The sequence below is a fragment of the Pseudomonas sp. GW823-FHT03E05 genome, assembly GCF_058796855.1.
In genome coordinates, this window is sequence record NZ_JBXAJB010000009.1 from 214,858 (window position 1) to 227,652 (window position 12,795).

Sequence of the window (12,795 nt, forward strand, 5' to 3'; positions counted from 1 at the left end):
ATAGGCCACCAGGCGCTTGTCCCCCGGGGTGTCTTCCCGGGCGATCACTACCGCTTCGCGCACGCCGTCGCAGGCCGCCAGGCGGGCCTCGATCTCCCCCAGCTCGATGCGAAAGCCGCGGATCTTCACCTGGTCATCGTTGCGCCCCAGGTACTCCAGGCTGCCGTCGCTGCGCCAGCGCGCCAGGTCGCCGGTCTTGTACAGCCGCGCCCCCGGCTCGTGGCTGAAGGGGTCGGCGATAAAGCGCTCGGCGGTCAGCTGATCGCGGTTGAGGTAGCCCCGGGCAACCCCGGCGCCGCCCACATACAACTCACCCACCACGCCACTGGGCAGCGGCTCGCGGTGGGCATCGAGCACATACAGTTGCAGGTCGGGAATGCGCCGGCCGATGGGGCTGCTGCCCACCAGCTGGGCGTCCGCCGCCTGCAACGGGCGATAGGTCACGTGCACCGTGGTTTCGGTGATGCCGTACATGTTCACCAGCTGGGTGCCGACGTTTTCCAGGTGGGCATACCAGGGCTTGAGCATCCCCGGTTCCAGGGCCTCGCCGCCGAAGATCACCTGGCGCAGGGAGTGCTTGAGGGGGCTCTGGTCCTGGGCCGCGATCAGCGAACGGAAGGCGCTGGGGGTCTGGTTGAGGATGCTCACCCGGGCTTCGCAGAGCAGCCGGTAGCAGTCATCCGGCGAACGGCTGACGGCCTGGGGCACCACCAGCAACTGGCCGCCATGCACCAGCGCCCCCCAGATCTCCCACACCGAGAAATCGAAGGCGAAGGAATGGAACAGCGCCCACACGTCCCGCCAGTTGAAGTCGAACCAGTCACGGGTGGCGCTGAACAGCCGGGCCACGTTGCGGTGCTCCACCATCACCCCCTTGGGCAGGCCGGTGGAGCCCGAGGTGTAGATCACATAGGCCAGGTGGGCCGGGGTCAGCCCCGGCACTTCGGGGTCGTCCTGGGCTTCATGGGCCAGGGTGCGGCTGTCGAGGTCGATCAGCGGCACCCGCAGGTCGGCCACCAGGGACTGGGTGCCGGCCTGCACCAGCAGCGCCACCGGGTCGCTGTCCTGCAGGGTGTAGGCGATGCGCTCGCGGGGGTAGGCCGGGTCGATGGGCACGTAGGCGCCGCCGGCCTTGAGGATGCCCAGCAGGCCAACGATCATTTCCACGCCGCGCTCGACACAGATCGCCACCCGCTGGTCCGGGCGTACGCCCAGCGCCAGCAAACGGTGGGCCACCTGGTTGGCGCGCCGGTTGAGCTCGCCGTAGCTCAGCCGCAGCTCGCCGAACAGCAGCGCCGGGGCCTCGGGCTGGACCCGGGCCTGGGCTTCCACCTGCTGGTGGATCAGCGGGCTGTCCGGGTAGTGCCCCAGCGGCGTGTTCAGGCCCTGCAACAGGTAGCGGCGCTCGCTGGCCGGGAGCATCTCCAGGCTGTACAGCGGTGCCTGCGGAGTGCTCTGCAAGGCCAGGGCCAGGCTCTCCAGGGCGGTCAGCAGGTAGCCGGCGATGCGCTCGGCGCCCAGTTGCCGATCCACCAGGGCGGTGATGCAAAAATCCTCTCCCAGGTCATCGATGTTGATGGTCAGCGGGTAGTTGGTGCGTTCTTCGGCGCCCAGCACCTGGATGCCCGGGGCCACCTCCTGCACCTGGGCGCCATCGGCGGCGTGGCTGTGGCGGTAGTTGAGCATGGCGCTGAACAGCGGCGTCGGCGCACTGACCCCGCTGCAGCGCTGGGCCAGGGCCAGGGACGCATGCTCATGGGCGAGCAAGGCACTGAGCCGCTGATGGGTGGCCAGGACCCCGGCGCGCACGCCCTGGGCGCCGACATCCACCCGCAGCGGCAAGGTGTTGATGAACATGCCCAGGGCCCGCTCGCCGCCTTCGCCGGCCTCCATGCGGCCCAGCAGCACGGTGCCGAACACCACCGCTTCGCGCCCCGACAGCTGGCCCAGCACCCGGGCCAGGGCCAGGTGCATCAGGCTGGCGCTGCTCACCCCCAGCTGCCGGGCCTGGGCCCGCAGGCGCTGGCTGAGCTCGCGGTCCAGGGTCAGCCGGGCCTCTTCGATCACCCGCCCGGCGCCCTGCACATCCCCCAGGCCGCACGGCAGGGTCGGCTCGTCGATATCGCCGAGCATCTCGCGAAAGAAGCGTTCGTGGGCCGCCTCGCTGCGGCTTGCCAGGGCCTGGGCCAGATGGTTGCGAAACGGTACCGGGGCCGGCAGGCGCTCGCTGTGCCCTTGCAGGCGGGCGTGGATTTCCTGGCGTACCAGGTCCAGCGCGGAGTGATCCAGGGCCAGGTGATGGAACAGCAGCAGCGCCACCTGGCGCTGGTTGGCCGGGTCCTCGGCGTGCACCAGGCGCAGCAGCGGCGCCTGACGCAGGTCCAGGCGAAAGTGCCGGGAGTCGTAGCGGGCCTGCAACTGGCCGAGCACATCGCCGTCGGCCGGGTCCAGCGCCACGGCCTCGATCACCAGCGGCGCCTGGCGCCAGACCACCTGCAACGGCTCATCCAGGCTTTCCCAGGCGATGGCGGTACGCAGGATGTCGTGGCGGTCGATGACCCATTGCAAGGCTTCGGCGAAGGCTTGCCGTCGCTCGGCACTGGCAAAGGCGAAGCGCGCCTGCAGCACATAGGGGTCGCCCTGGGCGGCGGACAAATGGTGATAGAGCATGCCCTCCTGCAGCGGCGCCAGGGGGTAGATGTCCTGCACGTTGGCGGCGCCACCGGGCACTGCGGCGACGATGCGCTCGATGGCGGGCGGGTCCAGCTGCACCAGGGGCAGCATGTCCGGGGTGATCCTGAAGGCCGGGCTCAGCCAGCTGCCGCCCTGGCCGTCGAGCAGTTCCAGGAGCCGGGCCTTGTGCTGCACCAGACTGTCCCAGAGCCCGTCGTCCAGCGCCTCGTCATCGCCCTGGACGAGCAGGTCTTCCTGTTCCCGTTGAAGACGGATCGCCAGGGTCGAAAGCACTGCCATCAATTCGCTGAACTGCATCTTGTAACCTGCCTGAGAATTCGGAAACGGTTGAAGAGAACGTCCTTGTTTCAGATGCAACCTTTCACCGGCGCCCCGCTGCCCGGACGGGCGACAAGCGCCGCTGCCAGGCACCGCGCGGGGCTGTCGCGCCGTTGCGCAAAAAGCACCAGGGACAGTGAGCCCGCCAGGCTTGCTGGCAGCTCGCAGACGCTAAAACATCCGCCGCAGCGGGGCTGACATGGGAAGCCGGGACATGGCGCGGGGCCTGTCCCGCTGAGGCACCACGGCCCGCGCCGGCCCTGGGGCCGGCGCGGGGAAAAGCACTTGCAGCGGCCTCAGAGACGCCGCTGGCGCTTGAGCTGGGGGATGGTGGTGGCGGGAATCTCCAGGCGCTGCAACTGGCCCAGGGTATGGGCCGCCAGCGCCGCCAGGGTCGGCTGGCTGAACAACAGGCGGGCATCGGCGTGCAGGCCTTCCTGGCGCATCCGCGCCACCAGGCTGACCGCCAGCAGGGAATGCCCGCCCAGTTCGAAGAAGTGGTCGTGGCGCCCTACCCGCTCCACTTGCAGCACCTCGGCCCAGAGCCGCGCCAGGGTGGTTTCAAGCGGCCCCTGGGGCGGCTCGAAATCGCGGCTCAGCACCGCTTCCAGGCCCGGCTCCGGCAGTGCATCGCGCGCCAGCTTGCCGTTGGCGCTCAGGGGCAGCGCCGCCAGTTGCACATAGGCTGCCGGCACCATGTACTCCGGCAGACGCTCCAGGACATGGGCCCGCAGCGCCTCGATCCCCGGCGCCGCCACCCCGGGGTGCAGGCTGAAATAGGCCACCAGGCGCTCGCCACGCATCAGCACCGCCACCTCGCGCAGGGCCGGGTGGCTGGCCAGCCGCGCCTCGATTTCCCCCAGCTCCAGGCGCAGGCCCCGCAGCTTGACCTGGAAGTCGTTGCGCCCGAGGAACTCCAGGTCGCCGTCAGCGTTGTAGCGCACCCGGTCACCGCTGCGGTACAGCCGGTCGCCGGCGACGAAGGGGCTGTCGATAAAGCGCTCGGCCTGCAACTGCGGCAAGCCCAGGTAACCCCGGGCAACCCCGACCCCGCCAATGTGCAGCTGGCCGCTGACGCCCTGGGGCACCGGCTGGTCATGGGCATCCAGCACATACAGCCGGGTGTTGGTGATGGCCTTGCCGATGGGCAGTTGCACCGGCGGCACCGCTGCCCCGGGCTCCAGGGTCCAGGCGCTGCTGTCCACGGTGGCCTCGGTGGGGCCGTAGACGTTGTGCAAACGGGCTCCGGGCAGGCGCTGGCGGAACAGCCGGGCAATCGCCTCGGTCAGTTCGCCGCCGCCGCAGAACACATCGGTCAGGCTGTGGCACTGGCCGGCCTCTTCCAGCTGCAGAAATTGCAGGAGCATGGCCGGCACGAACTTGATCATGCTCACCTGCTCCTCGCGCACCAATTGCGCCAGATACAGCGGATCGCGCTGGCCGTCGGGCCGCGCCAGCAACAGGCGCATGCCGGTGACCAGGGGCCAGAACAGCTCCCAGACCGAGCCGTCGAAGCTGAACGGCGCCTTTTGCAGCAGGGTGCCCCGGGCCCGCTCGCCACACAGCTGCGAACTCCAGTGCATCAGGTTGCCCAGGCCGCGGTGCTCCACCATCACCCCCTTGGGTGTACCGGTGGAACCCGAGGTGTAGATCACGTAGGCCAGGTGCGAAACCGTCAGCCCTGCCACCACGGGATCATGCTGCGGCGCCTGCTCCCAGGTACTGCGGTCGAAGTCGATCAGCGACAGGGGCAGCGGACCCAGCAGCTCGCGGGTCGGCTGGTGCACCAGCACCGCCAGTGGCTGGCTGTCCTGCACCAGGTAGCGCAGGCGCTCCAGCGGGTAGTCCGGGTCCAGGGGCACATAGGCACCGCCGGCCTTGAGGATGCCCAACAGGCCGATCAGCAGTTCCGGGCTGCGCTGCACGCAGAGCCCGACTCGCACATCCGGCCCCACACCCTGCTCGCGCAGGTAATGGGCCAGCTGGTTGGCGCGCTGGTTGAGCTGCCGGTAGCTCAGTTGCCGCGCGCCGGCCTGCAGTGCAATGGCCTCGGGCGTGCGCCGCACCTGGGCTTCGAACAGGGCATGCAGGGTCAGCTCCCGCGGGTATTGCGAACGGGTGGCATTGAGCGTTTGCAGCAGGTAGCGCGACTCCACCGGCGGCAGGATCGACAGGCTGTGCAACGGCGTCTGCGGCGCCTGTTCCAGGGCCAGCACCAGCGCTTCGAGAGCGGTGCTCAGGTAGCCCAGCAGGCGTTGCGCGCCGATCCGCCGCGGGGCCCGGCAGCCCAGGCGGAACCCCGGTTCCAGGTCGTCCACCGCCAGCATCAGCGGGTAGCTGAGCACCTCTTCGCTGCTCAGCAACTCGACCCCAGGCAAACCCTGCAACAGGTCGCCGCCGAGGTTGTGGCGATAGTTGAGCAAGGCATTGAACAGCGGGGTCGGCGCCGCCACCGCGCTGCAGCGCTGGGCCAGGGACAGCGGCGCCTGCTCGTGGGCGAGCAAGGCACTGAGGCGCTGCTGGGCCTGGCCCAGCCCCTCGGCCACCGTCAGCCCCGCCAGCTCCAGGCGCAGTGGCAAGGTGTTGATGAACATGCCCAGGGCCCGGTCGGCCCCCGCCCCGGCTTGCAGGCGGCCCAGCAATACGCTGCCGAAGAGCACGTCCTCACGGCCGCTGGTACGCCCCAGTACCAGGGCCCAGGCCAGGTGAAACAGGCTGGCGGCGCTGACCCCGAGCTGGCGCACCTGGGTTCGCAGGCGCTGGCCAAGCTCGGCTTCCAGCAGGCCGCTGGCGTGCTGCAGGTCCAGTTGTTCCCCGGGCCGTTCCTGCAGTTCGAAGGCCAGGGTCGGCTCGTCCACCGTGCCCAGGCCGGCCTCGAAGAACGCCTTGTGGGCGGCCTGCCCCAGGCGCGTGCGGGCCACGTAGTCACGGTAGGCATAGGCCGGCGCCAGGCTGGCTTGCCGGCCTTGCACATGGGCGGCGATTTCCGCCAGCAGCACCGCGGTACTGGTGGCGTCGTTGACCAGGTGATGGAAGCGCAGCAGGCCGATCCAGCGCCCATTGGCCCGGTCCTCGGCCCAGGCCAGGGCCAGCATCGGCGCCTGGCGGATATCCAGCGGGTTGTGCTGCGGGTCGAAGTGCTCGCGCAGTCGCTCCGCTACATGGCCGCCGGGCCCGGCCTGCCACTCTTGCACCGTCAGCCGGGCCTGGCGCCAGACCACCTGCAGCGGCTGCTCCAGCACGTCCCAGACCAGGCTGGTGCGCAGGATGTCGTGGCGCTCGATCACTGCCTGCAGCGCCAGGGCGAAGGCGTCCAGGTCCTCGCGCCGGGCGAAGGCGAACAGCGCGTGCTGCTGGTAGGGATCGCGGGCGGCGGTCATGTGGTGATAGAGCAGGCCCTCCTGCAACGGCGCCAGGGGGTAGATGTCCTGCACATTGGCAGCGCCGCCGGGGATGCAGGCCACCACGCGGTCGATGCTGTCCTGGTCCAGCTCCACCAAGGGCAGCATCGCCGGGGTGATGCGCTGGCAGTCGGGCGGAACGCGGTTGGCCGGGACCTCGACGACCTGCCCGGTGCTCACCGCCGCAGCGAGGCTGGCCAGGGTCGGCTGGCCGAACAGCACCCGCACATCGGCCTGCAGGCCGGCCTGGGCCATGCGCTGGATCAGTTGCAGGGCCAGCAGCGAATGCCCGCCCAGTTCGAAGAAGTGATCGTGGCGGCCCACCTGCTCCACCTGCAGCAGCTCGCTCCAGAGCCCGGCCAGGGTGATTTCCAGCGGGCCCCGGGGCGCCTCGTAGGCGCGGCTGATCAGGTCCTCGGGCCCCGGCGCCGGCAGCGCCCGGCGGTCCAGCTTGCCGTTGCCGGTCAGCGGCCAGGCGTCGAGTGGTACGTAGGCCATGGGCAACATGTACTCCGGCAACTGCTGGCGCAGAAATTCCCGCAGTTGCAGGGCCGTGACCGCCTGGCGCGGAATGAACCAGGCCAGCAACTGGCCGTCCCGGGCCTGGACCAGCGCCTCGCGCACTGCCGGGTGATCCCCCAGGCGGGTCTCGATTTCCCCCAGCTCGATGCGCAGGCCGCGGATCTTCACCTGATCGTCGTTGCGCCCCAGGTATTCCAGGCTGCCGTCCTCCCGCCAGCGAGCCAGGTCGCCGCTGCGGTACATGCGCGCGCCGGGACGGTCGCTGAAGGGGTCCGCAAGGAAGCGTCCGGCATTCATCCCATCGCGGTTGAGGTAACCCCGGGCCACCCCGCCACCGCCCACATAGAGCTCGCCGGGCACGCCGATGGGCAGCAGTTGCTGCTGTTCATCCAGCAGGTAGATCCGGGTATTGGCGATGGGCCGGCCGATATGCAGGGCCTGCCCGGCCTCGATGGCACCGGAAGTGGCGACCACCGTGGCCTCGGTGGGGCCGTAGTTGTTGATCACGGCAAACCCGGGGTCAGCAGGCAACTGGCGCAGGCGGTCGCCGCCGATCAGCAAGGTGCGCAGGGTCGGGTGGCCCAGTTGCTGGCTGAGGGCGTACTCGGCCACCGGGGTCGGCAGAAAGCTCACCTCCAGCGGCTGGGCGCGCCACCAGGCCAGCAGGCGGTCCAGCTCCTCGGGGCCGTCGCTGACCGGCGCCAGGTGCAGGGTCGCCCCGGTGCACAGGGCCGGCCAGACTTCCCAGGCCATGGCATCGAAGCCGAAACCGGCAAGGCATGAGGTGTGACTGCCAGCCTGGAGGTCGAAAGCCCGGCCATGCCAGTCCACCAGGTTCGACAGGCTCTGGTGCTCCACCATCACGCCCTTGGGCTGGCCGGTGGAGCCGGAGGTGTAGATCACGTAGGCCAGGTGCTCGGCGGTCAGCCCGGCGGCCTCGGCAATCTCGCCCGGGCCATCCAGCCACTGGCCGTTGTCGAGGTCGATCAGCGGCACGTTCAGCGTCGGCAGGCACTGGCGCAGGGCGCCCTGGGTCAACACCGCCCGCGGTGCGCTGTCGTGCAGCAGGAAGGCCAGGCGCTCAGCCGGATGGGCCGGGTCCAGGGGCACATAGCCCGCGCCGGCCTTGAGAATCGCCAGCAGCCCCACCAGGGTTTCCGGGCTGCGCCGGGCGACAATGGCCACCCGCGCATCCGGCCCCACTCCCAGCTCGCGCAGGTGCAGGGCCAGGGCGTTGGCCCGGCGGTCGAGCTGTTCATAGCTGAGGGCCTGGCCCTGGGCGACCAGGGCAATGGCCTGGGGCGTGCGCCGGGCCCAGGCTGCGACCCGGGCGTGAATCCGCTGTTCGGCGGCGGCTGGCTGTTCGTTGGCGTTCCAGGCCTGCAAGCGGCGCAGCTCGGCGGCAGGCAACAGGGAGAAGCGGGCCACCGGCAGTTGCACATTGTCCAGCCCCTGCTCCAGCACATGCAGCAGGCGCGCGGCCAGGGCCTCGATTTCCTCGGGCTGGAAATACGCCGAGTCGTAGACGTAGTGCATCCAGGCGCTGTCATCGAAGCTGTTGCTGCGCAGGTGGATGGCCAGGGGCGTGGGCTCGTGGCGGTTGGAGACTTTCACCGACGAGGCCGCCGCCTCGCCGTAGCGGTAGTCCAGGTCTTCCAGTTCGTAGGACAGCGACAGCTCGAACAGCTGCGCGCGGTCTTCGCGCAGCAGGCCGAGGGCGCGGTTGAGTTCGCTCAGGGGAAAGCGCTGGTGGCGGAAGTCCTGTTTCAGTACATCGCGCACCGCCCCCACCAGGGCCTCGAAGCTCAGTTCGCGGCCGAAGTCCATGCGCACCGCGCTGACCTGGGTGAAGGAACCCAGGGTCACCTTGAAGGCCGCATTGGGGCGGTTCAGCACCGGCATGCCCAGGACCCATTCGTCCCGTTGCAGGGTGCGGGTGAAGTACACATGCAGCGCCGCCAGCAGCACATGAAAGGCCGAGGCCCCGGTGCTCTTGCCCAGGGCCTTCATGCGTTCGTGCAAGGCCGCGGGGAACGCCTGGACCAGGGTCGCCCCCGGGGTCGCGGCGTCGGCGGCGGGCCGGTGGCGCGGGCGCAGCACCGGCTCCGGCAGGCTCTGGTACTTGTCCAGCCAGTAGTCGCGGTCCCGGGCATAGCGGCTGGACTGGTGGTAGCGGGCGTCGTCCTCGATGAAGTCGACAAAGGACGGCGCCGTGGCCTGGGGCTCCTCGCCGCTGGCCAGGGCGCTGTAGAGCCCGCCCAGGGACTGGGACAGCTGGGCGAACCCCCAGCCGTCGAGGATCAGGTGATGGGCCTCGACTTCCATCAGGTGATGCTCGGGGCCCACTCGGAACAGCGAGAAGCGGCACAGCCGTTCGCCGTCGAGCTTGAACGCCTGCTGCATCTGCCGGCGGATCTGCGCCTGGGCCGCCGCCAGCGGATCGGCCGCCGCGGACAGGTCATGGAACACCAGCTCCACCGGCCACTGCCGGTCGAAGTGCTGCAAGGGCAGACCGTCGACGCTGCCCTCCAGGGACAGCACCGTGCGCAGCACGTCGTGCTTGTCCACCAGCAGCTCCACGGTGCGCTGCATCAGCTCGGGCCGGAACGGCCCCTTGAGCACGGCATAGCCGCCGATGTTGTACAGCGGCGAGTCGCCCCGGCTCAGTTGGTCGAGCCAGATATCGCGCTGCCCGGCGGTCAGCGGCAGGCCCCGGGCCTGTACCGGACCGGCGTTCATGCGCGCCCCCGGGCGGGGTGCCCGGCCCATGGCGGGCAGTGGCTGGCTGGGGTGACTGGCGCGACGAAAGCGCCCACGGCTGCGGCGGAAAAATGCGTCATAAGATCCTTCTCATGTGATGGGCCCGGGCACCGGCGTCCGCGGATTTAAGCATCGGCCCCAGGGCCTGTATGTCACCCGAAACCCGGACAGTTCCGGCCCCGGTCGGCCACCTCGGGCAGCACCGCGCCGGGCTGTTGCAGCAGCTCTGCTGATCAGCTGAATCGGCTGTAGGAAATTGGCTACGCGTGAACGACGCTCATGGCCTGCGGAGGGCTTTTGCGTTCCACCGCAGGCTTGCCCCTCGGGCAACCTTGACGCCGGGAAACACCCCGCCGGCGGGCGCGACGGGGCCGTCGCAAGGGCTTGACCCAGAGCCTTGGCGAGGCCCTGGCAGGGCCATGATGTCCCGGTTTCCCCCTACAGACGCCAGGCAAAGCCATAGGCTTAAATCAACGCCCGGGAACTGGATCAGGTTCATCGGGAATCTGCCACGGCATGCCGCGGCAAGCGCGCGTCGATCAGCGATTTGTCTCGATCAAGGATGATAAGGATATGAGTCTGACCAGCAGTATTGCGAACCTGGAAACCCCGCACTTCTACTTCGAACTGGGGCAGTTGATTTCCAGCTCCGGCCACCCGCAGTTCGCCAGCGAAATGCTGCAACTGGTGGACAAGCTGGTGCCTCTGACCCAACTGGTGCTCAGCGAATGGACCCTGGACGAACGCCAGGCCAGCCCCCTGGCCATTACCCTGCTGGGGCGCGCCGGGCTGCACAAGGACCTGCCACTGCCGGAGCCGCCGCGACGCCATGACCCGCTGCTGCAGCAGATGCTGGAAATGGACGACTCGCTGCTGATTCAAATGAATGCCCAGGCCCGCAGCGGCCCTTCCCGCACCACCGCGCACCAATGCCACCTGGTCTCGCGCAAAGCCAATCGCCGCTGTGTCATCGCCCTCTACCGGGCTCCCGACCAGGGCGGCTTTTCCCTGTCCGAACTGTCGTTTCTCAAGAGCCTGTCGCAGACCCTGCTGCCGTTGCTGGAACGCCACGCCCAACTGCACCGGCAACAGGCCCTGAAGAACTTGCGCAGCTGGAGTGCCAAGCCCGCCGATGCCTTGCAGCAGACACCGCTGCAACGGGAGTTCGATGAGCGCCTGTCCCTGGGCGACATCACCCTCTCGGCGCGGGAAAAGGAAGTCTGCCTGGGGTTGCTGACCGGCGGCACCGTGCCGGAAATGGCCCAGCGCCTGAGCGTCAAGAACAGCTCGGTGGAAACCTACCTCAAGCGCGCCGCCGCCAAGCTCGGGGTCAGCGGCCGTCACGGGCTGGCCAAGTGGATGGTCGGCGCCTGAAACCGCCCGCACGCCCCTGGCTGTCCGCCATCAGGATGTCCTTGTCACGAGGCTGATCAATGCGTAACTCCCCACTGACCCTGGCGGCCCTGGCCCTGGCCCTCGGCGGCTGCTCCCTGGCCCCGGACTACCAGCGCCCGACCGCTCCCGTGGCGCCCCAGTACCCACAGGGCGCAGCCTTCGCCCCCGCTGCCGGCAACCCGGGGGCCGACTGGCAGGGACTGTTCCAGGACCCGTTGCTGCAGCAACTGATTCACAGCGCCCTGCAGAACAACCGCGACCTGCGGGTGGCGGCGCTGAATGTCGCGGCCTACCAGGCCCAGTACCGCATCCAGCGTGCCGACCTGTTCCCGGCGGTGAGCGCCGGCGCCTCGGGCAAGCGCCAGCGCCTGCCGGAACAGATGACCGGCAGCAAGGCACTGATCAGCTCCAGCTACTCCGCCAACCTGGGCATCAGTGCCTATGAGCTGGACTTCTTCGGGCGCATCCGCAGCCTCAGCCAGCAGGCGCTGATGACCTACCTGTCCAGCGAAGAGGCACGGCGCAGCGCGCAGTTGAGCCTGGTGGCCAATGTCGCCACGGCCTACCTGAGCTGGTGTGCCGACCAGGAGTTGCTGGAGCTGACCCGCAAGACCCTGGCCGCGGACGAACAGAGCCTGCGCCTGACCGCCCGCAATGGCAGCGCCGGCAAGATCTCGGCCCTGGATGTGGCCCAGGCCCGCACCAGCGTCGACAGTGCCCGCGCCAGCCTGGCCCGCTACCAGCGCCAGGTGGCCCAGGACCTGAACAACCTGACGCTGCTGGTGGGGGCGCCGCTGCCCGACGCCCTGCCCCGGCGCGGGCTGGCCGAGGGCATGCTGGCCCAGGTGCCCGCAGGCCTGCCCTCGGACCTGCTGCAGCGGCGCCCGGACATTCTCCAGGCCGAGTACCAGTTGCAGGCCGCCAACGCCAATATAGGCGCGGCCCGTGCAGCGTTCTTCCCCAGCGTCAGCCTGACCGCCAACGCCGGCAGCGCCAGCAAGGAGCTGTCCGGGCTGTTCAAGGGCGGTGCCGGGGCCTGGACCTTCCAGCCGCAGATCAACCTGCCGATCTTCAATGCCGGCAGCCTGCGGGCCAGCCTGGATTACGCCCGGCTACAGAAAGACATCAGCGTCGCCCAGTATGAAAAGGCCATCCAGACCGCCTTCCAGGAGGTCGCCGACGGCCTGGCCGCGCGCCAGACCTTCCAGCAGCAACTGAGTGCCCAGCACAGCCTGGTGCAGGCCAGCCAGGACTACTACAACCTGGCCGAGCACCGCTACCGCATCGGCGTCGACAGCAACCTGGTGTTCCTCGATGCCCAGCGCTCGCTGTTCAGCGCCCAGCAAGGGCTGATCAACGACCGCCTGGCGCAGTTGCTGGCCGAGGTAAATCTGTTCCGGGCCCTGGGTGGTGCCTGGGAGGATGGCGCGCAGGCACCGAGCCTGGCCCGCGCCCAGACCTTGCCCTGAGCCACTGGCGATGGCCGGGTATCAGGGGGCTGGAGCGATGAGAGGTTGAGGGGATGCGGGGACCGGGGCCATGAGTGCCCCACGCTGTAGAACCAACCCGGTCAGCCTGGGCAGTAGGCGAAACATGGACCGGGCAGGCAGGTACAGCCGTGTTGCAGCCCGCCCTGACCAACCACCGCCATTCAGCGTGTTGCCTGTGGTAGCTGGCCGGGCGAACGGGGAGCGAGTCTAGACAG

At 69.3% G+C, this 12,795-nt stretch carries 4 protein-coding genes (1 of these 4 only partly in view); 2 read left to right on the forward strand and 2 right to left on the reverse strand.

Annotation, left to right across the window (positions count from 1 at the left end):
• Nucleotides 1–2,991, reverse strand: partial view of an orfamide A non-ribosomal peptide synthetase OfaB gene (gene ofaB, locus AC1RCO_RS29155; RefSeq protein ID WP_492618314.1) — the 5' end (the start) only. 10,113 nt of this gene lie to the left of the window's left edge; only the first 2,991 of its 13,104 coding nucleotides appear in the window; its start codon is at nt 2,989–2,991; its stop codon lies off the left edge, out of view.
• 317 nt (nt 2,992–3,308) lie between these two features.
• Nucleotides 3,309–9,674: an orfamide A non-ribosomal peptide synthetase OfaA gene (gene ofaA / locus AC1RCO_RS29160; RefSeq protein WP_492618315.1), complete on the reverse strand. Its 6,366-nt coding sequence runs from the start codon at nt 9,672–9,674 to the stop codon at nt 3,309–3,311.
• Between the two features lie 594 nt (nt 9,675–10,268).
• On the opposite strand from ofaA, the gene AC1RCO_RS29165 reads away from it, so the two are divergent.
• Together AC1RCO_RS29165 and AC1RCO_RS29170 are read left to right on the forward strand one after the other, a co-directional pair.
• Nucleotides 10,269–11,069 (forward strand): helix-turn-helix transcriptional regulator, encoded by an 801-nt coding sequence (locus AC1RCO_RS29165; RefSeq protein WP_011060444.1) that lies wholly within the window; start codon nt 10,269–10,271, stop codon nt 11,067–11,069.
• A 59-nt stretch (nt 11,070–11,128) separates the two neighbouring features.
• Nucleotides 11,129–12,559 (forward strand): efflux transporter outer membrane subunit, encoded by a 1,431-nt coding sequence (locus AC1RCO_RS29170; protein WP_015634931.1) that lies wholly within the window; start codon nt 11,129–11,131, stop codon nt 12,557–12,559.
• Nucleotides 12,560–12,795: the final 236 nt, after the last annotated feature.